This window comes from Nocardioides sp., from assembly GCF_036503465.1.
Lineage (GTDB): Bacteria > Actinomycetota > Actinomycetes > Propionibacteriales > Nocardioidaceae > Nocardioides.
Map to the genome: position 1 here is coordinate 47,062 of NZ_DASXWU010000104.1, position 20,007 is coordinate 67,068.

24 protein-coding genes and 1 pseudogene are annotated in these 20,007 nt (G+C 70.0%); 7 read left to right on the forward strand and 18 right to left on the reverse strand.

Annotation, left to right across the window (positions count from 1 at the left end; translation table 11 throughout):
* Positions 1 to 1,107, reverse strand: coding sequence for a squalene cyclase (locus VGK78_RS19880; RefSeq protein WP_331529482.1), 1,107 nt, complete (start codon positions 1,105 to 1,107; stop codon positions 1 to 3).
* Positions 1,108 to 1,121: 14 nt separating this feature from the next.
* A complete protein-coding gene (locus VGK78_RS19885; protein ID WP_331529483.1) occupies positions 1,122 to 1,823 on the reverse strand; it encodes an HAD-IA family hydrolase in 702 nt (233 codons plus the stop codon).
* A 126-nt stretch (positions 1,824 to 1,949) separates the two neighbouring features.
* Between VGK78_RS19885 and VGK78_RS19890 the strand changes: the two genes are divergently transcribed.
* The gene (locus tag VGK78_RS19890; RefSeq protein WP_331529484.1) at positions 1,950 to 2,492 is read left to right on the forward strand and encodes a hypothetical protein; all 543 of its coding nucleotides are present in this window, start codon (positions 1,950 to 1,952) and stop codon (positions 2,490 to 2,492) included.
* A 113-nt stretch (positions 2,493 to 2,605) separates the two neighbouring features.
* Here the strand turns inward: VGK78_RS19890 and VGK78_RS19895 are convergent, their stop codons facing one another.
* Positions 2,606 to 3,034, reverse strand: coding sequence for a hypothetical protein (locus VGK78_RS19895; protein WP_331529485.1), 429 nt, complete (start codon positions 3,032 to 3,034; stop codon positions 2,606 to 2,608).
* Between the two features lie 162 nt (positions 3,035 to 3,196).
* Entirely contained in the window at positions 3,197 to 3,652 is a 456-nt protein-coding gene (locus tag VGK78_RS19900; protein ID WP_331529486.1) for a TlpA disulfide reductase family protein, read from the reverse strand.
* A 240-nt stretch (positions 3,653 to 3,892) separates the two neighbouring features.
* On the opposite strand from VGK78_RS19900, the gene VGK78_RS19905 reads away from it, so the two are divergent.
* Complete coding sequence (locus VGK78_RS19905; RefSeq protein WP_331529487.1) at positions 3,893 to 4,558, forward strand: response regulator transcription factor; 666 nt, start codon at positions 3,893 to 3,895, stop codon at positions 4,556 to 4,558.
* Positions 4,542 to 5,645, forward strand: coding sequence for a HAMP domain-containing sensor histidine kinase (locus VGK78_RS19910; protein ID WP_331529488.1), 1,104 nt, complete (start codon positions 4,542 to 4,544; stop codon positions 5,643 to 5,645). The genes VGK78_RS19905 and VGK78_RS19910 overlap by 17 nt, the downstream gene beginning before the upstream one ends.
* Here VGK78_RS19910 and VGK78_RS19915 read toward each other — a convergent pair.
* The 7 genes from VGK78_RS19915 to VGK78_RS19945 form a co-directional block, all read right to left on the reverse strand.
* Positions 5,632 to 7,638, reverse strand: a complete 2,007-nt coding sequence (locus VGK78_RS19915) for a copper resistance CopC/CopD family protein (RefSeq protein ID WP_331529489.1) — start codon at positions 7,636 to 7,638, stop codon at positions 5,632 to 5,634. The two genes, VGK78_RS19910 and VGK78_RS19915, sit on opposite strands and share 14 nt — an antisense overlap.
* A gap of 57 nt (positions 7,639 to 7,695) precedes the next feature.
* Entirely contained in the window at positions 7,696 to 7,881 is a 186-nt protein-coding gene (locus VGK78_RS19920; RefSeq protein ID WP_331529490.1) for a hypothetical protein, read from the reverse strand.
* 42 nt (positions 7,882 to 7,923) lie between these two features.
* The gene (locus tag VGK78_RS19925; RefSeq protein ID WP_331529491.1) at positions 7,924 to 8,361 is read right to left on the reverse strand and encodes a cytochrome c oxidase subunit 4; all 438 of its coding nucleotides are present in this window, start codon (positions 8,359 to 8,361) and stop codon (positions 7,924 to 7,926) included.
* A gap of 25 nt (positions 8,362 to 8,386) precedes the next feature.
* The gene (locus VGK78_RS19930) at positions 8,387 to 9,001 is read right to left on the reverse strand and encodes a cytochrome c oxidase subunit 3 (protein WP_331529492.1); all 615 of its coding nucleotides are present in this window, start codon (positions 8,999 to 9,001) and stop codon (positions 8,387 to 8,389) included.
* Positions 8,998 to 10,629, reverse strand: a complete 1,632-nt coding sequence (locus tag VGK78_RS19935) for a cytochrome c oxidase subunit I (RefSeq protein ID WP_331529493.1) — start codon at positions 10,627 to 10,629, stop codon at positions 8,998 to 9,000. Before VGK78_RS19935 ends, VGK78_RS19930 begins: the two co-directional genes overlap by 4 nt.
* Positions 10,630 to 10,690: 61 nt before the next feature.
* Entirely contained in the window at positions 10,691 to 11,785 is a 1,095-nt protein-coding gene (locus VGK78_RS19940; RefSeq protein WP_331529494.1) for a cupredoxin domain-containing protein, read from the reverse strand.
* Entirely contained in the window at positions 11,785 to 13,203 is a 1,419-nt protein-coding gene (locus tag VGK78_RS19945) for a hypothetical protein (RefSeq protein WP_331529495.1), read from the reverse strand. The genes VGK78_RS19940 and VGK78_RS19945 overlap by 1 nt, the downstream gene beginning before the upstream one ends.
* Positions 13,204 to 13,448: 245 nt before the next feature.
* Between VGK78_RS19945 and VGK78_RS19950 the strand changes: the two genes are divergently transcribed.
* Both VGK78_RS19950 and VGK78_RS19955 read left to right on the forward strand, forming a co-directional pair.
* Positions 13,449 to 14,315: a cytochrome c oxidase assembly protein gene (locus tag VGK78_RS19950; protein WP_331529496.1), complete on the forward strand. Its 867-nt coding sequence runs from the start codon at positions 13,449 to 13,451 to the stop codon at positions 14,313 to 14,315.
* A complete protein-coding gene (locus VGK78_RS19955) occupies positions 14,312 to 15,235 on the forward strand; it encodes a heme o synthase (protein WP_331529497.1) in 924 nt (307 codons plus the stop codon). The genes VGK78_RS19950 and VGK78_RS19955 overlap by 4 nt, the downstream gene beginning before the upstream one ends.
* Before the next feature lie 6 nt (positions 15,236 to 15,241).
* Here the strand turns inward: VGK78_RS19955 and VGK78_RS19960 are convergent, their stop codons facing one another.
* Positions 15,242 to 16,012 carry an SCO family protein gene (locus VGK78_RS19960; RefSeq protein ID WP_331529498.1) on the reverse strand — a complete coding sequence of 257 codons (771 nt, stop codon included), beginning with the start codon at positions 16,010 to 16,012 and terminating at the stop codon, positions 15,242 to 15,244.
* 12 nt (positions 16,013 to 16,024) lie between these two features.
* A complete protein-coding gene (locus VGK78_RS19965; RefSeq protein ID WP_331529499.1) occupies positions 16,025 to 16,369 on the reverse strand; it encodes a hypothetical protein in 345 nt (114 codons plus the stop codon).
* Positions 16,370 to 16,407: 38 nt separating this feature from the next.
* Here VGK78_RS19965 and VGK78_RS19970 point away from each other — a divergent pair, with 38 nt between their 5' ends.
* Positions 16,408 to 16,869: a MarR family transcriptional regulator gene (locus VGK78_RS19970; RefSeq protein WP_331529500.1), complete on the forward strand. Its 462-nt coding sequence runs from the start codon at positions 16,408 to 16,410 to the stop codon at positions 16,867 to 16,869.
* Between the two features lie 51 nt (positions 16,870 to 16,920).
* On the opposite strand, the gene VGK78_RS19975 is transcribed toward VGK78_RS19970, so the two are convergent.
* Positions 16,921 to 17,316, reverse strand: a complete 396-nt coding sequence (locus VGK78_RS19975; RefSeq protein ID WP_331529501.1) for a hypothetical protein — start codon at positions 17,314 to 17,316, stop codon at positions 16,921 to 16,923.
* 82 nt (positions 17,317 to 17,398) lie between these two features.
* Between VGK78_RS19975 and VGK78_RS19980 the strand changes: the two genes are divergently transcribed.
* Positions 17,399 to 18,334: a phosphotransferase gene (locus tag VGK78_RS19980; RefSeq protein WP_331529502.1), complete on the forward strand. Its 936-nt coding sequence runs from the start codon at positions 17,399 to 17,401 to the stop codon at positions 18,332 to 18,334.
* Between the two features lie 16 nt (positions 18,335 to 18,350).
* Here VGK78_RS19980 and VGK78_RS19985 read toward each other — a convergent pair whose 3' ends face one another.
* The 4 genes and pseudogenes from VGK78_RS19985 to VGK78_RS20445 all read right to left on the reverse strand — a co-directional run.
* Positions 18,351 to 18,560: a hypothetical protein gene (locus VGK78_RS19985; protein ID WP_331529503.1), complete on the reverse strand. Its 210-nt coding sequence runs from the start codon at positions 18,558 to 18,560 to the stop codon at positions 18,351 to 18,353.
* Positions 18,557 to 18,793: a hypothetical protein gene (locus VGK78_RS19990; protein ID WP_331529504.1), complete on the reverse strand. Its 237-nt coding sequence runs from the start codon at positions 18,791 to 18,793 to the stop codon at positions 18,557 to 18,559. Before VGK78_RS19990 ends, VGK78_RS19985 begins: the two co-directional genes overlap by 4 nt.
* 101 nt (positions 18,794 to 18,894) lie before the next feature.
* Positions 18,895 to 19,464 carry a beta-eliminating lyase-related protein gene (locus tag VGK78_RS19995; protein WP_331529505.1) on the reverse strand — a complete coding sequence of 190 codons (570 nt, stop codon included), beginning with the start codon at positions 19,462 to 19,464 and terminating at the stop codon, positions 18,895 to 18,897.
* A gap of 10 nt (positions 19,465 to 19,474) precedes the next feature.
* Positions 19,475 to 19,984: pseudogene (locus VGK78_RS20445) on the reverse strand (beta-eliminating lyase-related protein); the annotation flags it as partial.
* Between the last annotated feature and the right edge of the window lie 23 nt (positions 19,985 to 20,007).

The window sequence follows — 20,007 nt, forward strand, 5'->3', positions numbered from 1 at the left end:
TCACGTCGCCCGGGTCGGGACCGCGTCGTACCACCGCAGGACGCGCAAGGCACGCAGGGTGTTCCACCGGCTCGGCGTCCCGTCGGGTTCCTCGAAGCGGACATGGGTCTTTCCGGGATGGCTGTTCTCGAGCAGCCATCGGCCGTCGGGTTGGCGCTTGGCGCGGACCAGATCGACCGCCTCGGACATCCGCGGGTCGGCCGCACCCCCGCGCCGCGCGAAGTGGTCGAGCGCCTTCAGCACGTCATAGTGCCAGCGCGGGGGATACGAGAACTGCGTCCACTGCTCGTTCACCACTTCGCCGGTGCGCAGCGACCGGAAGAGACGGCGCTGGAGGAGGTACTCCTCGCCCTCGCGCCGAGCCCGCCGTACCTCGTCGGATCCGCCGGTGTGCCGCTCCCATCGCAGCAGGGCGTCGACCACGTCGAGAGTGCTCGCGAAAGAGCCCGGCGCGGGACGCGTCTGCGCCCAGCAGTTCCATCCGCCATCAGGCATCTGGTCGACCACGAGCCGCTGTACGACCTCGTCGACATCGACATCGAGATAGGTTCCGATCAGGATCGTGCCGGCGTTGATGCAGCAGTCGACCTCCCCCGCGAAGAACGGCCGCCCGTCGTACTCCCAGCGGCAGTTGCGGTTGACCAGCTCTGCCGTCTCTCGCATCACCGGCTCGTCCGGCGGAACCCCCAGGTGGCACAGGTCGAGCAGGACCGGGTACGTCGCGGTCCACGGTTGGCCCGCATCGTCACTCGGTCCTTCGGCCGTCGTCTCATCCGGTTCCGGGTCGGCCGACGGGAAGGGCGGCGGCGGCTCACCGGCCTCCAAGGCCCGAGCCGTCGCGAGGGCGAACTCCGCCGTACCGGGGACATAGGCGCCGTTCGCCCACAGTCCGTCCGGATCACGCGACGCCAACAGCCGAGCGCCCCAGCCCTCCCGTCCCACGCGAGCCCGCTCGGCCCCCACCTCGGCTTCCGAAGCCTGTACGAGGTCGCGCAACACCTGCCAGCGGATCGCCGGGTCTCCCTCCAGCAGCCACTGCACCACCGGGTCGTCCTCGGACATCGGGGCCGTCCCGCGCTCGTACGGGTCACTCAGCGATCTCGACACGTGGGAAGACTCCTTCAGGTCAAGCCCCGGATGATCTCTTTCAACTCGATCAGAGTGTCGATCCGATAGCTGGCTCCCGTGAAGTCCTGTGCCTTGGTGAACTCGTTGCGGACGATCGCACAGTCGATACCGGCCGCCACCGCTGAGCGCAGTCCTCTCGCTGAGTCCTCGACGACCAGCGTCTCTGCCCGGTCGGCTCCGAAACGCTTCAAGCCGGTCAGGTACGGCTCCGGGTGCGGCTTGGCCAGCATGTAGTCCTCGCGCACCAGGACGAAATCCATGAACTGTCTGATACGGCGCTTCTCGTGGATGATCTCGAAGTCCACACGTTTGGCGGTCGTGACGATGGCCATCCGGACGTAGCGAGACAGCTCGGCAAGAGCTTCGACGACGCCCTCGATCTCGATGGCTTCGGTCCTCAGATACTCCTGGTAGTAGTCGTCTCGGACCGAACGTTGCCTGCTGATGGTCTCTTCATCGACACCGGCCGCCCTGGCCTGGGCCCACGTGCCCCCTCCCTGGCTCATGTCCCGGAGGTACTGGTCCTTGTCCAAGGTCAGACCGATGTCCGCCAGGGCCCGTTCTCCGGCCTCGTAGTACCAGCGCTCGGTATCCACGAGGACACCATCGTGGTCGAAGAGTACGTACTCCTTCACCCCGTGATCCTCTCCGGTGACCGCGACAGCCATGTGCGCCGTCGCGAGTCGCTCCTGCACTCGGCATCGCGCCGACCCCACGGCACGCAATCGTCCCAGGCCTGAACACTTCGGGGCCTCACGCCGTACAAGCCAGGAAAGGCATCCCGCGGCCGGGTGGGCCGACGGGAGAGATCGGAGGATGCGATGAACAAGGGATCGAAGATCCGTCTGCTCACGGCGGGCTTGTGCGTGGGCGCGGCTGCTGCGGCCTTCACCCCGTCCACGGCGAGCGGCGCGGGGGCGGTGGTGGCTCGCGGCGGCCTGGTCGAGCTGAACGCGTCCGGCGTGCACGGGCAGGTCACGATCATCGACCAGGACGGACAGCTACGGGTCGACCTGGACGCGCACAACCTCGAGGCCAACGGCCACCTCGAGCACCTGCACGGGTTCGGCGACGGCACCCAGGCGCACTGCCCCGACGCGAGCCTGGCCGGGCCGGACGGGATCCTGTCGTTCGCAGACGGGCTGCCGGCCTACGGGCCGCCGGTGATCACCTTCGGCCACGACGAGATCGCCGGGTCGACCCTGGCCTACTCGCGCACCTTCGACCAGACGATGGCGGGCCAGCCGGTCTCCACACTCGGCGCGATCCACCAATACGTCGTCGTGGTGCACGGCATGACACTGCCGGACGGCACCTACGACGAGACCCTCCCCGTGGCCTGCGCGGTCCTGACAACTCGCTGAGGACAGGTCCCGGCCGGAGGCCCGGGAAGCCGCCCGCATGCCGACGCGGAAAGCCCGGGGTCTTCAGCACCCCGGGCTTTCCGCGGCTGTGGGGCGGCCGCCGCCTCGCCGACCTAGTGTGCTGCCGCGTGTCCCGACTCGCCGCGGGAGCGGTGGTCCTCCTTCATCCCCGCCTCGCGCAGGTGCCGGCGACCGCGCACGACGTCCTCGAGGAGGGCTGCTTCGAGCTCGCGGAACGACGTCCAGTAGCCCGCGTCGTACTCCTCGACGATCTGGAAGGTCCAGCGTCCCTCGAGCACGTTGCGGCCGAAGAGCTCGCGCTCGAGCCGGTCGGCCCACTCGACGTGACCGGCATCGCGCAACATGTGCATGGCCTCCTCGACGCGCCTGTCGCTCTCACCGGTCAGCTGGTGGAACGCGCAGAGATGACCCCGGGCACGCTCGGTGGTCTCGAGCGCCTTGGTCAGCTTTCCGACAGCATCGACGGTCTGCGGACTCACCCCCTCGGGGACTTCGTGGTCGGCAGCGGGTCCGTCCTCCATGTGTGTCTCCTCCCGTGGAGTCGAGTCGTCGTTCGAGCACGCGCGGCACCGGTGCGGTCGTGGAAGGAGTACCCGTCTGGCCCAACCCGACACCCGCTTCGGGGCCGCCTCCGGCGGGCCGATCCACCTGTCCGCCGCCCTTCTCTCGCTGATCCAGCTCGTTCAGTCCCCATCGAGCGCCGCCAACCCCTGCTGCAACCGGGTCTCGCTCAAGGGACCGATCACCCGGTCCACCACCCGTCCGGACTCGTCGACGAACAGTGTGTTCGGCACCCCTTGGAGACCCAGCCTCAGCGGGAAGTCCCCGCGGGCGTCGAAGACCTGCGGATAGCTGACGCCGGTGTTCGCGAGGAAGCTCAGGGCGTGGGAGCGAGAGTCCTTGACGTCGACCCCGAGGAACAGCACCCCGTCGCCCTGCTCCGTGTGCGCGTGCTGGAGCAGCGGCATCTCCTGGCGGCACGGCGCGCACCACGAGGCCCAGATGTTGATGACCTCCGGCCTGCCGTGGAGCACGGACATCTCGACCGCGCCGGACGACGTCAGGCAGGAGAGCGAGAGCCGCGGGAGACCCTCGACGTCCAGGCCGTGTGATCTCGGGCAGGGCGCCGTGTCCGGCACGGGTCGGACGGTGGTCCGCGCCGCATCACCGCCCGACTCCCCCGACGACCCGCACCCCACAAGGAGGAACGGCGCGACGACGAGTCCGAGCAGCAGGGCCCTGGCTCGCGGTCGGAACCATCGCCTCCATGGGCCTTGGGGGTCCGCATCCGGCACCGGGTCAGAGCCGGGCCCGGAGGCGCGAAATGCGCCTACACTGAGGAGGTTTGTGATCTCGGGAGGATGTTGGGGTGGTCGCTCATGTCCCGAGACCGAGTGCTGGTGGTCGACGACGAGCCGGGGGTGCTGCACTTCGTCTCGCGTGCCCTGCGTGCCGAGGGGGTCGAGGTCGACACGGCCGAGAGCGGCGAGGAGGGCTACCGGCTGGCCCTGGAGCACGCCTACGGCCTGGTCATCCTCGATCTCGTCATGCCCGGCACCGACGGCATGACGGTCCTCAAGCGGCTGCTCCACCAGCGTCCCGAGGTGGCGATCCTGGTGCTCTCCTGCCTGACCGACACCAGCTCGAAGGTCCGGGCTCTCGACGGCGGTGCCGTCGACTATCTCGGCAAGCCGTTCGCGCTCAACGAGCTGCTCGCGCGCGTGCGGGCGCGGATGCGTGAGCGGCCGGACACCGACGCCCTCACCCTGAGCGCCCGCGACTTCGTGCTCGACCCCGTGCGCCACGAGGTGAAGATCGGCTCTCGGACGGTGCTGCTGACGCGACGGGAGTCGACCCTGCTGGCCGAGCTGATCCGGCACGCCGGGGAGAGCGTGTCGAAGCAACGGCTGCTGTCCGAGGTCTGGGGCTACGACTTCGACCCCGAGACCAACGTGGTCGACGTCTACGTACGCCGCATCCGCAAGAAGCTGGGAGCCGAGATGGTCTCGACCGTCCGTGGGGTGGGATATGGCGTCGACCTCTGACGCTCTCCCCCAGACCTGGCTGAGCGGCGTCTGGCGACACCACCAGGTCGAGATCTGGTGGTGGCTCTTCGTCGCCGTCAACGCATGGGGCATCCTGATGCTCCGCGAGTGGGCCACCGTCCCCTTCCACTTCATCTGGATCGGCCTGTCACTCATCTACGGCTGGCGCGTGTGGAGCGTGCGGGCGACCGCCGCCGCCCTCGGCGTGATCGTCGTGGTCACCGGCGCCGCCCTCCTCGACGACGTGATCAGCGGCGACCAGGCCGCCGACGAGCTCACCGAGATCCCGCTCATGGCAGCCGTCTTCATCGCGATGGTCCTCTATGTACGCCGCAGTGTCGCCGCCCATCGTGAGACCGAGCGGGTCTCCGAGCACAACCTGGCGCTGCTCGAGGAGAGCCGCCGGCTCGTGCAGGACGCCTCCCATGTCCTGCGCACCCCGCTCACGATCGCGATCGGCCACGCCGAGCTCCTGCAACGGACGACGGTCGACCCCGCCGCCGCGGAGGACGCCCACGTGGTGGTCGACGAGCTCTACCGCCTGAAGAAGACGACCGATCGCCTGCTGGCGCTCGCCAAGAGCGAGCAACCCGACTTCCTGTACCCGGTGGAGACGTCGCTCGCGCAGCTGGTCACCACCACCACCCACCGCTGGATCGGCACCCATCACAACGTCCTGCTCGGCCCCGTGGAGGACGTGGTCGCCTTCGTCGATCCCGACCGGGTGGTCGAGGCCCTCGACGAGATGATCGGGAACGCCGTCGCCCACAGCCCCGAGGGCACGACGATCGAGGTGCACGCACGCCTCGACGGGGGCTTCGTCGTCGTGGCGGTGGCCGACCGCGGCCCCGGCATCCCCGCGTTGGGTGCGGACCTGTTCGAGCGGTTCGCGCGCGGCTCCGGATCCGGTCACCGCGGCGTCGGGCTCGGCCTGGCCATCGTGAAGGCCATCAGCGAGGGCCACGGCGGCACCGTCACCGCCTATCCCCGCCCCGGCGGCGGCTCGGTCTTCGAGATGCGGCTGCCCGTGCCCGCCTTCGGCACGGAGCTCTCGACGCCGCTCCCGGCGTCCCTCACCGAGGGCTGACATCCGGGCTCGGGATCCTGACCCGGCCGTCGAGGTCGGAGTAGCGGTCGAGCATGAAGTGGTTCGTGGCCCACATCCGCGACCGCACCACGTCGTTCGTCCCCGGCACGACGTACAGCGTGAACCACACGGCCTCGGGATCCTTGCCGTGGCCGGCGAACACGCTGACGACCTCCACGCGACGCCCCTGGAGATGCGCACTCCCGACCACGTGCGCGTCGACGAGCGGTCGGAACGGGTACCACGGGTAGTACGGCACCGGGGCGAGCGGACCCTTCGTCTCCAGGTGCCACGGTCGGTCACGGCCCGAGCCGCGGTACAGCCGGCGGCCGAGCCACAGCGTGGCGTGCATCCCGTCCCCGAACCGGGTGCGCGCGAACAGCCGGTTCGGCCGCTGGTAGAGGTACCGCGTGTGGAAGCCGGCCAGGGTCTCGTCGACGCGGTACGACGCGAGCGCTCCCATCCGCCGCTGCGCGGAGCGCACGAGGGCCGAGCCGTCCGCAGCGGGCAGGCGCGGCAGGTGGTATGTCGCCGTTCCCTCCCCGGCGACGTGCACGGCGAGGAGTTGGCCGCCCCTCAGCCTGATGGTTCCGCTGCGGCACCGTGTGCCGCAGCTGTCCAGGTCGACCGACCTGCCACCCACCTCGACCCGCGCCCGCGTGCCGCGCCCGGCCGGACTGGCCAGGTAGGCCGTGACGGTGTTCATCCCAGGTCGGCCCGGGTGGAGCGTGAGCCCGACCATCACCTGCCCCGCCCGGCCGCCGAGGGTCAGGTCTCCCGACCGCGGGAAGGCGGTCGCCGCGGCCCCGGGGTCGGTGGTGTCCGCCGCCTCCTCTGCCGCCTCCCGGGCCTCCTTCGGCACGACCGGGAACGCCGCCAGCGCGGCCGCCGCCGCGACCACGACCAGCGCGAGAACCGCCTCGCCGCGCACGTGCTCGCGCGCTCGTCGCCACGCCAACCAGGACAGCGGGACCATCGCGAGCACCGCGAGCGACTTGGCCACCAGGGTGAGCCCGTACGACGTGTGCAGCACCGGCTGCGGACTGCCGAGCAGCTGGTAGGCCTGGACCGCTCCCAGGCCGACCGATGCCGCGAACCCCCAGATCGCCACCCGTGAGAAGCCCGCCAACAGGTCCCGGCCGGAGCCGGCCCACGCACCTGTCAGCCGGACCAGCGCGAGGGCCAGGATCCCGCCCACCCAGATGCCGGCGGCGGCCAGGTGAGCGGCGTTCACCGCCATTCCCTGCCAGGCAGGCTCGACGTCGGCGCCGTGCCCGGCCACCGCGACCGCCCCGATGATCCCGGCCAGGAGCAGGGCGGAGATCTGCCGCCGCCACATCGCGTGGCCGAGCAGCGCCGCCTCGAGCACCAGACGCCCGACCCGCGCCCAGCCGGTGAGGCCGTTGCTCAGATAGTCGGCGGTGGCCACCATCGAGAGCCCGGACCCGGCGATCGCCACCTCCGCCCCCACCACCAGGATCCCGCTGACGAGCAGGGCCGCCGTGACGGGTACCACGGGCTGGTGGAGCGCCGTACGCCGACCCAGCCACTCCAGCAGGGCCATCCCGCAGGCCAGGAGCACCAGGGCGTACTCGAAGGCGCGCAGCACCGAGACCTCGAAGTCCGCCGTGGTCGCCCCGGGTTCGGTGACGGCGGCGCCGGTGACCGGGACCGCGACTCCGAAGCGGAGGGTGCCCTGGATCGTGTGTCCGTCGATCTCGCTGACCGTCTTCCAGGACACGCGGTACACGCCGTGGCTGCTTCCGCTCATCCGGACCTGCATGGTCTTCCCGGACACAGTTGACGAGAAGTCCCGTCCCGCCGGTGAGGTGACGGTCGCGTGCGACAGCGACGGCACGAGCGGCTCGTCGAACGTCAGGGTCACCACAGAGGGCACCGTGTGCAGCTCCGCCCCGGCCGCCGGGTCCGAGGCGACCAGGACCGCATGCCCCCAGGACGCCGGTGCCCAGCCGAGCAGCAGGAGCCCGGTCACGGCCGCGACCACGGAGCCCCGTCGTACGACGGAAACGGCCCCGGCCCACATGACGGGTCAGCGCAGCACGATGCCGATGACGGCGAGCATGACGACCACGATCAGGACCACGACGAACACGGTCGCGTGGTACTGCGAGGGGCTCGGCTCGGGAAGCCCCGCGGGGTTGCAGTCACGGCAGACCGAGCGGCCCCACTGGGTCGCCTTGCCGCACCGCATGCATTGGTCGTAGGCGCGGGTCATCGGAGGCAACCTTCGGACGCTGGTCATCTGTCCCTGCCCAACCTATCCGTCTTCCGAAGTGTCAGGACCCCGCGGCACCGCCGGCGCGGGACCATGGCTGTAGTGGTGCTGCCACTGGCGCTGGACGTCGAGCAACCACCCGGCTCCGGCGCCCACGAACACGATCGCACCGACGACGAGCACCCACCTCGACCCCACTGCGCCGACAACCATGGGCACCATCGACAGGGCGAAGACCAGCGGCCAGATGGTGGGCCCGACGTGCGGCTCGCCCTCGTCCACGGCCGCTGGCTCCGTATCGTGTGCGGCTGAGGCGCGCTGCAGGGCTTGCGCCAGGTAGCCGCCGAACAGGAATGCCCCACCGGCGGTGGTGAGGATCAACGTGAAGCCCTGCCACTCGTAGGAGTGGAGGCCATAGGCGACTCCGCCCGCGACCAGGAACACCCCCAGCGCCAGGAAGATCCGGCCCAGCAGCTTCATCGCCAACCCCCTCCGGACGTGGCCATCACTGGACCGCCAGGTCGAGGACGGCGTACAGCACGACCCCGAGCACGATCACGAAGTACCAGTAGATGGCTGCCGCCTGCAGCGGATCCCGACGGAGGGCCAGCTCGCCCGTGCGCAGCCGCACCAGCAGCAGTCCGAGGAGCACGGCACCGCCGATGCCGTGCGCGAGCTCCAGCCCGGTCATCACGAAGTACAGGGACTGGTAGATGCCGTCGCCGATCCCGAAACCTGTGCCGGTCATCGTGACGGCGACGAGCGCGGAGAACAGGACGGATCCCGCGAACACGGTCAGCAGCCAGGGTGCCAGCCCCGCGGGGTACGCCGCCTGGTGCATCCGGCGGAGGCACCGGGTCATCGCGACACCGCTGAGGAGCAGGATGACCAGCGCCACCGAGGGCACCACGAGCGACGGCGCCGGCATCCCGGGAGGGGGCCAGTTGTCGGCTGCGGTGTAGGAGTTGGCGTAGATGCCGAGGAAGGCGGCGAAGAAGACCGCCTCCGACGCCACGAAGAGCGTCATCCCGGTCACCGAGCTCGATGCGCTGCCGACGGCCCGCTCGTCCACCGATTCGGCAGCCGGACGTCCCGGCACCGCCGGGGTCTGCGCGGTCATGACGCGTCCTCGGCGGGCGCGGTCGCAGCGAGCCTCAGGTCACGCACGGGGCGTTCCGAGTAGACCATGGGTAGCGCGTCGAAGTTGTGCGGTGGTGGTGGCGACGAGGTCGCCCACTCGAGGGTGTTGCCCTCCCACGGGTCGTCCGGCGCGTCGGCGGGGCGACGCATCGTGAGCACCAGGTTGACCAGCGCCACCAGCATCCCGATCGCGATCAGGTAGGCCCCCATGGTCTCGATGAAGTTCGTCCTGCCCCAGCCGGTGTCGGCGTCGTACGTCGCGATCCGCCGCGGCATGCCGTCGAGCCCGAGGAAGTGCATCGGGAAGAACGTCACGTTGAACCCGACGTACACCAGGCCGAAGTGCCAGTAGCCCAGCTTCCGGTCGAGCGTGCGTCCGGTCATCTTCGGGAACCAGTAGTACATGGCGGCGAAGACGGCGAACATGCTGCCGCCGAACAGCACGTAGTGGATGTGGGCGACCACGAAGTAGGTGTCGTGGATGGCGTAGTCGGCGGCCACTGCCGACATCCACACGCCGTCGATGCCGCCGACGACGAACAGCGAGATGAAGCCCAGCGCGAACAGCATTGCCGGCTCCAGCCTGATGCGGCCTCTCCAGAGGGTGAACAGCCAGTTGAAGAACAACACCCCCGTGGGCACGGAGATCAGCTCGGTGGTGACCGAGAAGAACGGGTCGTCGACCAGGCCGGTGGTGTAGAGGTGGTGGCCCCAGACCGTGAACGACAGCGCCATCACCAGCATCAGCGCCAGGATCACTCCGCGGTAGCCGTAGAGAGGCTTGCCGCTGAAGACCGGCACGATCTCCGAGGTGATCCCCCAAGCGCCCATGATCAGCATGTAGACCTCGGGGTGGCCGAAGAACCAGAAGGTGTTCAGGTAGTTGGCGATCGAGCCGCCGTGGGTCGGGTCGAAGAAGACCGTCCCGAGGTGCCGGTCGGTGAACAGCATGATCAGAGCGGCGGTCAGGGAGGGTACGGCGAGCACGACCAGGATGGAGGTGCTCAGCGTCGCCCACGTGAAGATCGGGACGCGGGCCATGGTCATGCCCGGCGCCCGCAGCCGGAGGACGGTCACGATGAAGTTGATCGCGCCGAGGATCGAGCTGGTCCCGACGATGGCGAGCCCCAGGATCCACAGATCCTCCCCCGTGCCCTCCTGCAGTGCCAGAGGCACGTAGTTGGTCCAGCCGGCCGCGGCGGCCCCGCCATGGGTGAGGAAGCCCGCCACGAGCGTCAGCCCGCCGACCGGGAGCAGCCAGAAGGACAGCGCGTTGACTCGAGGGAAGGCCATGTCCAGGGCACCGATCTGCAACGGCACGAAGTAGTTCCCGAAGCCGGAGAACAGCGGCAGCACCACCAGGAAGATCATGATCGTGCCGTGCATCGTGAACACCTCGTTGTAGGTGCTCGGCGACAGGAACGTGTTGTCCGCCTTCATCAGCTGCGTCCGCATCATCATCGCCAGGGCGCCGCCCACGGCGAAGAAGGTGAACGAGTTGAAGAGGTACAGGATCCCGATCTTCTTGTGGTCCGTGGTCGTCAGCCAGGCCAGGACTCGCCCGGGACGCGGAGCCGCCTGCGGCGTCTTCACCTTGGCGACGGTCATGCCGGCACCTCCTCGCTCCGGGCCTCGGCCCGGCTCGCCTCGATCACGCCGATCCCGCTTCTCATGAGCCACCCACGATCAGGACTCCCGACATGGCGGGTCCGTGCACGTCGCACTGGAAGTAGTACTTCCCCGCCTTGAGGGCAGGCAGCTTGAAGGTCTTGGTGGACACGCCGGTCACCTTCGGCGTCGCGAAGAACTCGTGCTTCAGCTTGGAGCTCTGCCAGACCCCGAAGTCGTGGGCGATGCCGGCGTCCTTGTTGTCGATCGTCACCGTGATCGGCTTGTCCGCCTCGACCGCGATGCACTTCTTGTCCCAGTGGATGTTGTGCGCGGTCAGGGTGATCGACGAGCCCGTCGGCGCGCACGTGCCGGACGGCGTGGTGGCCTTCTTCTCCTGGGTCTGCCAGGCCGCGAAGTCGGCGGCACTGACGACCTTCAGGTCGAACTTCATCTTGGAGTGCCACAGCCCGCAGTACTGGGCGCACTGGGAGTGGTAGGTGCCGATCTTGGTCGGGCGGATGGTGAACACGTTGGGGTTGCCCGGGACGGCGTTCTTCATGAACAGCAGGTCCGGAACGTAGAACTCGTGGATGACGTCGTTGGAGGTCAGGGTGATCCGCGTCGTCTGGTCCACCGGAAGCTCCATCACCATCGGGGACTTGAGCGTCTCGCCGCTGACGGTGAAACCCGCCTTCGGGTACGTCGCCGACCACTCCCACTGGAACCCTGTCACCGTGACCTCGAGGTCGGGGTGAGGGTCCACGTGGTCGACCGTCGAGAGGGTGTGCTCGCCGAAGGCGAGCAGGATCACCACGACCACCAGCGGGCCACCGAAGAAGGCGAACAGGGCGCGGTTGCTGCCGTAGTCCTGGACCGGCACCGACTGGTCGCCCTTCCTGCGCCGGAAGGCGATCACGCAGACCACGAGCATGCCCTCGACGAACAGGAACACCGGCAGGGCCAGCCACAAGATGATGTAGAAGAGGTCGTGGGTGTCCGCGGCCTTCTGCGAGATCCCGCTCTTCACACATCCCGAGGTGAGCAGCGGGAGCCCGGCGACGAGCCCCAGCCGGGCCAGCCGCCGCGGGAGCGCCGTCAGAGGCGTTCCCGTCGACGACGTGGCCCGGCGCCGGGGTGCTGGTACGAGGCGCATCACGAGGCGGTGAACGCCTTGATCATGCCGATGGCCACGTGCGGCGGACCCGATCCGTCACCGGCCTTACCGGTCTGCCAGCAGGTCGCGACGTACTTGCCCGGCGGCAGGTCCATCCGGACGACCGTGCTGGACCCGGTGTCGAGCGGGTCGCCGCTGTCGGCGACGTGGATCCAGTCGTCCTCTGCGTCGGGTCCCTTCTTCTTGGCGTCCGCGATCACGTCCTGCACGGTCTTGCCGCCGGTCAGCTTCAGCACGACGAACTCGTGCTGGATCGCGAACGACTCGTCGTTGGTGAATGACACCAGCAGCGGGGTGTTCGCCGCGACCGTGCTCGGCATCCCGTGGTAGGTGAAGTTCTTGACCGACACCTGGTACGACGCCGGCTCCGCGCTGCTCGGTGCGGTCGCTCCGGCCGACGCCGTGAACGGCGCGATCATCCCGATCGTCACGTGCGGCGGACCCGATCCGCCGCCGGCCTTGCCGGTCTGCCAGCAGGTCGCGACGTAGTTGCCGGGCGGCAGGTCCATCGGGATGGTGACGCTGCTGCCGGTGTCGATGTCCCCGCTGTCACCCACGTGGATCCAGTCGTCCTCGCCCTTCGGGCCCTTCTTCTTCGCGTCGGCGACGACGTCCTGGGCGCTCTTGCCGGGCGGCAGCTTCAGCACCACGAACTCGTGGGTGATGTCGAAGGACTCCTTGTTCGTGAACGTGAACAGGAACGGCGCGTTGGCCGGCACCGTCTTCGGCACACCGTGGTAGGTGAAGTTCTTGACGTAGGTGTCGTAGTTCGGCAGCGGCTGGGTGTTCGCTGCCGTCGCGGACGCGGTGGCGGTGAACTGCGCGATCATGCCGATCGCCACGTGTGGCGGACCGGACCCCCCACCGGCCTTGCCGGTCTGCCAGCAGGTCGCGACGTACTTGCCCGGAGCCAGGTCCATCGTCACGACGGCAGTCGCCCCGGTGTCGAGGGGGTCACCGCTGTCGGCGACGTGGATCCAGTCGTCCTCGCCGTCGGGGCCCTTCTTCTTGGCGTCCTTGATCACGTCCTCGGCCGTCTTGCCACCGGTCAGCTTCAGCACCACGAACTCGTGCTGGATCGCGAACGACTCCTTGTTGGTGAACGACACCAGGACCGGCGTGTTCGCCGGCACCGTCTTCGGCATGCCGTGGTAGGTGAAGTTCTTGACGAACACGTCGTACGTCGGGATGCCGTTGCCCGTGGCCGGGCTGGCGCTGGTCGACGTGGACGGGGTCGTCGCGGATGTCGAGGCACCGCTCTGCGGCGACGAGGAGTTGGCGCTCTTGCTGCACGCCCCCACCACGAGCACCAGGGCGAAGGCGACGAGGAGGGGTGCGAGTCGAGTGACCGGGCGCCGCGCCGGGGGCCCGCCGAAGAAGATCGTCCGATGGCTCACGTTGTCGGTCCTTTCATCCAGTGCGGCCGACTGGGTGTAGCGGCCGCTGGATGCGGTCCGGAGATCGCGTATCCATCTCTAATCCCTCCGGGGGCCCGCGGTCGCCGCCCCGACCCGGAACATGACCGTTGTGTAACCCGGTCACCGCATGACCATGACGGGCGTGTCACCCAGCGAGGTCGTCCGGTGACGTTGTGTCACGGTGAGCACCGCGACGGCGATCGCCGTCGTGGGAAGGAGCCGAGGTGACGCTCCGGGACTGGTTGACCTCGTGGTCGCTCAGCGCCGTACCCACGACGGCCGTCGTCGTCACCGGGATCCTGTACGCCGCGGCCTGGCACCGGGTGCCGTTCCGGACCCGGGGGAAGGGGCGCGCTGTCCCACGGTCGCGAGCCTGGTGCTTCGCGGGCGGGCTGCTCGCCCTCGTCGTCGCGGTCGACGGGCCCCCCGACGTGTTCGCGGAGTCGTCGTTCTCGCTGCACATGGTCCAGCACGTGCTGCTCCAGATGGTGGCGGCACCGCTGCTGCTGCTGGGAGGTCCGGTGTCGGTCCTGCTGCGCGCCGACCCACCGTGGCTCCGTCGCCGAATGCTCGTGCGGGTGCTGCGCAGCCGACTCGTCACGGTCGTCACCCATCCCCTGGTCGCCCTCGCGGCGTTCGCGGTAGTGCTGGTCGTCACGCACCTGACGTCGCTCTACGAGATGGCCCTGGAGCACGAGCCCGTGCACCAGGTCGAGCACCTGGTCTACCTGGTCACCGCGCTGATGTTCTGGTGGCCCGCCGTCGGAGTGGATCCGGCGCCACGTCGGATCGGCCATCCGGTCCGGGTGTTCTACCTGATGATCTCCATGCCGGCGACGGCGTTCCTGGGGCTGGCGATCGCGAACGCCGGCCACCTGCTCTACTCGTCCTACGCGCATCCGACACCGTGGGGGACCTCGCCGCTGGCCGACCAGCAGGCCGCCGGCACCCTGATGTGGGTCGCCGGGATGTTCACCATCGCCCCGGCCATCGGCGTCGTGCTGATGCGCTGGCTCGACGACGAGGCGCGTCAGGGTGACCGGCGTCCTGGTCTGACCACTCCGCCGAACCACCTGGCGGGTGCCCGGTGACCGTCGTCCGCGCAGCCCCTCCCCGCCACCGGCCCGCGCACGCGGGCGCCGTCCGCGCCTACCTCGCGCTGACCAAGCCTCGGATCATCGAGCTGCTTCTGGTGACCACCGTCCCCGCGATGGTCCTCGCCCGGCGCGGGGTCCCCTCGCTGCCGCTCGTGCTCCTGACCCTGGTCGGTGGCACCCTCGCCGCCGGCAGCGCGAACGCGCTGAACTGCTACTTCGACCGCGACATCGACGCCAAGATGCGTCGCACGTCTCGTCGGCCACTCGCGGCCGCGGACCCGGCATACGTCGTGAGCCCACCGCGCGCGCTGGTGTTCGCGAGCCTGCTCGGCGTCGCGGCCACCCTGGTGCTCGGGCTGACCGTGAACTGGCTCGCCGCGGCCCTGGCCGACGCCGCGATCGTGTTCTACATCGTCGTCTACACGCTGGGCCTGAAGCGGAGGACCGCGTCGAACATCGTCATCGGCGGAGCCGCCGGGTGCTTCCCGGCGCTGGTCGGATGGGCCGCCGTGACCGGCCGGGTCGGGCTGCCGGCGCTGCTGCTCGCGGCCGTCGTCTTCGTCTGGACGCCCCCGCACTTCTGGGCGCTGGCGATGCGATACCGCGAGGACTACGCGGCCGCCGGGGTGCCGATGCTCCCGGTGGTGGCCACGCCCGAGATGGTGGTCCGCAAGATCCTCGTGTACACCGCCGCCACGATCGCGGTGTCGTTGACGCTCGTCTGGTACGCCGGGCCCGTCTACGGCGTCTGCGCGGTCGGGCTGGGTGGGTGGTTCTGGGGCGCCGCGTGGCGACTACGCCGTCAGGTGCGCGCCGGCGGGGTGGCGCGGCCGATGGCGCTGTTCCACGTCACCAACAACTACCTCGCCCTCCTCTTCGTCGCGGTCGTCGCCGGCACCCTCGTCGGCACCTGACCGACCTCAGCCGTCACCCGCGACCCGGTGGACGCCGTCGAGGACGTCGTTCCAGGTCCACGACCCCGAGCCCGGCCGGTACAGGTGCTGACGCCCGAGGCCGTTGAGGAAGTCGCGCACCTTGCCGGGCACGTTGCGTGCACCGGCGACGTGCGCGTGCCCGGAGATCAGGTACCGCTCGTGGCCGTTGCCGTCGAGCATGAGGACGACGTCGGCGTGCTCGACGTCGTAGGTCAGCGGCCTTCCGGTCAGCCAGTCGCGGTCCGGAGGGCGTCCCTCCGGCACCTTGCGCCAATAGACGCCGAAGTACTTCCAGAGGCGGGCGATGTCGGGCCGCGAGCCGGTGAGCAGCAGCCAGTTGGACAACCGGTTGTCGGGGTCGTAGAGCCTGCGGTACGCCGTGAGGCGGTGCGGTGTGTCCCGCCCGGGGTCCACGGTGATGGTCAGGAAGACGACCTTCCCGGTGAGCCCGTCCGCGTCGGCGGCTCGTGCCGCGGTCACGACGTTCGCGGTGTCGAGCGGACAGTCCTCCGTGCACAGCGTCATCGAGTCCGAGATCACGACCGTCCAGCCGGAGAAGTCGCCGAGGGTCGTCGTGCTCCCGTCCGCCTCTCGCAGCGGGAGGTCCAGGATCGCGGAGGGGACCGTGTGGTCGAGCGAGGTCCCGGGACCTGAGGACGCGGTGGACGAGGAACCGGTCGAGCGGCACCCCGCGAGCACGAGGGTGGCCGCCAGGCAGACCGTCACTGCGACGCGGCGATCTCGACGAGACGTCACCCGTTCATCCTGTCAGCGCAGCAGTAGCCAGAGGCCGATGACCCCAGGCAGCGGGCCGAGCAGCAGCCACCACGACAGCGGCGACTTCCCGTGGATCAGTCGCGCGGCGACGACGGCGCCGATGCCGCTGACCGAGGCGAGGACGTTCAGGCCGACACCGGCGCCGGGCCGGGTGCCGTCGGCGTAGACACCTGCGAACGCCAACCCGAAGGACAGGTGCAGGATCGTCGTCGTCACCAGCACGGACAACACCCACTGCCGCACGACGGTGATCTCGCGCGACTCGACGCTCGGACGCTGCGGGTTGGCAGGGTCCATCAGGTGACGCCGGCGACGAGCGGGCTGGGTGGTGTCCATCAATGGTTAGGGTACCAATCATTGGTACACTAACCACTGTGACGAGGACGACAGCCGTGCCTCCGGAGAACCCGCTCGCACTCGAGGAACAGGTCTGTTTCGCGCTCGCCGTGGCGTCGCGGAGCGTGATCGCGCTCTATCGTCCCGTGCTCGAGCCGCTCGGGCTCACCCATCCCCAGTACCTCGTGATGCTGGCGCTGTGGGAGCACGGGTCGGTGTCGGTCCGCGACCTCTCGGAGATGCTCCAGCTCGACCCCGCGACCCTGTCCCCGCTGCTCAAGCGGCTCGAGGCTGCCGGCTACGTCACCCGTGAGCGCAACCCACACGACGAGCGAGCACTCGCCGTCGAGCTCACGCCCGAGGGCCGCGCCCTGCGGCGCAAGGCCCTGAAGGTCCCGCCGGCCGTCGTCGAACGCCTGGGCATGGACATCTCGGAGCTCAAGGAGCTCCAGCCCCGGCTGACGCGGGTCATCGAGGCGGCGACCCGTCCGCCCGCCTGACCCGGCGGCGTACGGCGAGAAGTAGCCCGAAGGCCACGAGGGACGGCGCGGTCATCGCCACCCAGATCGGCCCGAGAACGGGGTCCACGACCGCACCGCGAAGGCCGCGAGCCAGCCGATGCCGAGCAGCGCCGTCAGAGCGGCGGCGGACGCCGCCAATCCGACGGCCTCGCTCGCGTCCCGACGGACCGAGGCGGCGGCCAGTGCGGCCACGACGACTGTCACGAGGGCGCCCATGCCGAGCAGCGGCAGGAGACCGAGCAGCCGGTGCTTCAGAGCCTCGTCACCGCCCTCCCACCCGAGCGACAGCAGAAGAAGGAGCTGGATGGGGAGCGAGACTCCGAGAAGGACCGACTCGAGCACGAGGAGCGCGATGGCCGGCCCACGCGCCGTGCTCGCGCCCGGTGACGGCGCTCTGTCCGTGACCGGGTACTTGGGCAGATCCACCGCCACATGATGCGGGTCCGCACCACTCGCCCGCCGGGAAATCGCGAGCCACGCCGTACGCCGGTGGACGAGACTGCACGTCGTGGCGGGCGACATGGTGGGCGTCTCGGCGGAGCCCTGGGAGGACCCGGCCTGGCTGGAGGGCGCGGTCGCGTGGGTCGACGACCGGCTGGCCGGCGCGGGGCGGCCGCGGACCGGTGAGCCCGACCAGGTGCACGTGCGCCCGTGGTCGACGGTGCTGCGCGTGCCGACCGCCGACGGGCCGGTCTGGTTCAAGGCCAACATGGAGGCGCTCCGGCACGAGGCGACCGTCGTGCTCCTCCTGGCCCGGCGGGTGCCCGACCGTGTGCCGCCGCTGATCGCCGACGATCCCGACCGTGGCTGGATGCTGATGGAGGACGCCGGGCGCCGGCTCCGCGAGGTGATCGCCGAGGAGCGCGACCTGTCCCGCTGGGACGACATCCTCGAGGGGGCCGCCGACATCGCCCGGGCGATGGAGACCGACGTCGACGCCCTGGTCGGAGCGGGCGTCCCGGACATGAGGCTGGCCGTGCTGCCCGACCGGTACGCCGCGCTGGTCGAGGCCGAGGACGTGGAGCAGCGGTTCCGCGACGCCGTACCGCGGGTGCGGGAGCTGGCCGAGGAGCTGGCGACGTACGCCGTGACCGAGACGTTGCAGCACGACGACCTGCACGACGGCAACGTCTTCGTGCGGGCCGGTCGGCACCTGATCCTGGACTGGGGCGACGCGGTCGTCTCGCATCCCTTCTTCACGATGTCGGTGACACTCGAGGGCTTCGTCGCCTGGGGCCTCGACGACGTCGAGAACGCGGTCGACATCGCGCCCCTGATCGACCGCCACCTGCGCCGCTACGCCCCGGACCGGCCCGAGCTCCGGGACGCCGTCCCCATCGCGCTGCGCCTGGGCTGGGCCTGTCGTGCCGCGAACCGGACGATCGCCGAGGACCCGGAGTCCACCAGGAGCCGGCTGCGGATGTTCCTCGACGGCCGGGTGTGAGACAACGCCCGCGGGCTCAGCCCGACGTCATGCTGGCGCCACAGTGCGGGCCCATCATCAGCCACTCGTTCGTGGTGTGGCCGTAGGCCGGGCGTGCGTGCCCGTCGGACACGTGGGACACACCCGGCGCGCGGGCCTGCGCAGACGGGCCGACCAGCAGCGCCGTGAACACGACCGCGCCGGCGGCCCGGAGGACCATGCCGCGACCGCGACCTGGCCCGGTCACGACATGTCCACGGTCTCGCAGTGCAGGCCCATCCGCATTCCGTTGGGGCCGTACTTGTGGGGCACCGGCGCCTGGAAGTGGTAGGTCTTCTCGACCGTCCGGCTGTGTCCGGAGTGGCCCGAGTGGTCCGGTGCAGACGGCGGCCCGGCCGCCTGTGCGCCGTACGTCGAGGCCACGAGTACCCCGCCGAGCGCGAGCGCGCCGAGAGTGGACGTGATCCGGGTGAGTGTCATGTGAGCCTCCTCCGGACGTGGTCATCCCACGCTAGGCCTGGTCCGGACGGCGCTCAAGGGGCAGTGCCTGCATCCCCGGCAGGACCGCCTCCACCGATCCGTCAGCCGCGCGCGATCTCGGCGATCCAGGCCGCGACCTGAGCCGGGTCGTGCCCCAGTGCGACCTCGTGGACCGCGATCTCGCTCATCGCGATGCCCGGCACACGCGACTCCCACCAGCCCCCGCAGGGGTCGACCTTCTCGCGCTCCATGAACGCGATCTTCCGCTCGAGGATCTCGTCGGGAGTCGACTCTGCGAAGAGCTGGAAGGTGTTGGTGTGCGGGGGGTCGGGCGTCACCGACACACCGCACTGCGTCAGCTCGGCGGCCAGCGACCGTGCCCAGGCGGCGTACTCCCCCATCCGCGGCAGCCGCTCCTCGAGGCCGGCCAGGGCGGAGACGGCGTACGGCGTGAGGTGGAAGAGGGTGCCGCCCATCCGGCGGCGCCAGGTGCGGGCCTCGGCCACGACGTCCTCCGGTCCGACCAGCGCGGCGCCGGCGAGGGCCTCGAGGCCCTTGTAGAACGAGACGTACATGGTGTCGACCAGCGCGGCGATGTCGGCGAGGGACCCAGAAGGGCTGGGACTCCCAGATGCGAGCACCGTCGGCGTGCAGGGGTACGCCGAGCTCACGGGCCGTGTCGGAAAGCTCGGTCAGCTCGTCCCACGTCGGCAGCAGGCAGCCCCCGTCGCGCAGCGGCAGCTCGATCAGCACAGCGCCGAGGCCGGGTGACAGCCGCCGGAGGTCGTCGGCGGTCGCCGTCCGCGGCCCCTCGGTGAGGTGGTCGAACTCGAACCCGTGGATCCGGCGCGGTCCGTCCTCCTCGTGCTTGAGCAGGTGCGACAGGTCGGGGATAGCCACGCGCCGCGAGCCGGTGCGGTCGCACCAGACCCGGAGGGCCGCCTGCTGGGCCATGATCCCGCTCGGGAAGTACGCCGCCGCCGGCTTGCCGAGCAGCTCGGCGACACGGGCCTCGACCTGCGCCACAGCGCCCTTCTCGGCGTACACGTCCCACTCGTCGACACCCAGCCGCTCCGTCGCGTCCGCCACCACCCTCAGCGTCTCGGCTGGTGTGCGCTTGGCGTGCCCGAACACGGTGGCGTCGCAGGCCTTCGACGCGGCCTCGAGGCGTTCCCTCTGCTCGTCGTCCACGGGGGTCAGCCAACCAGTCGCCG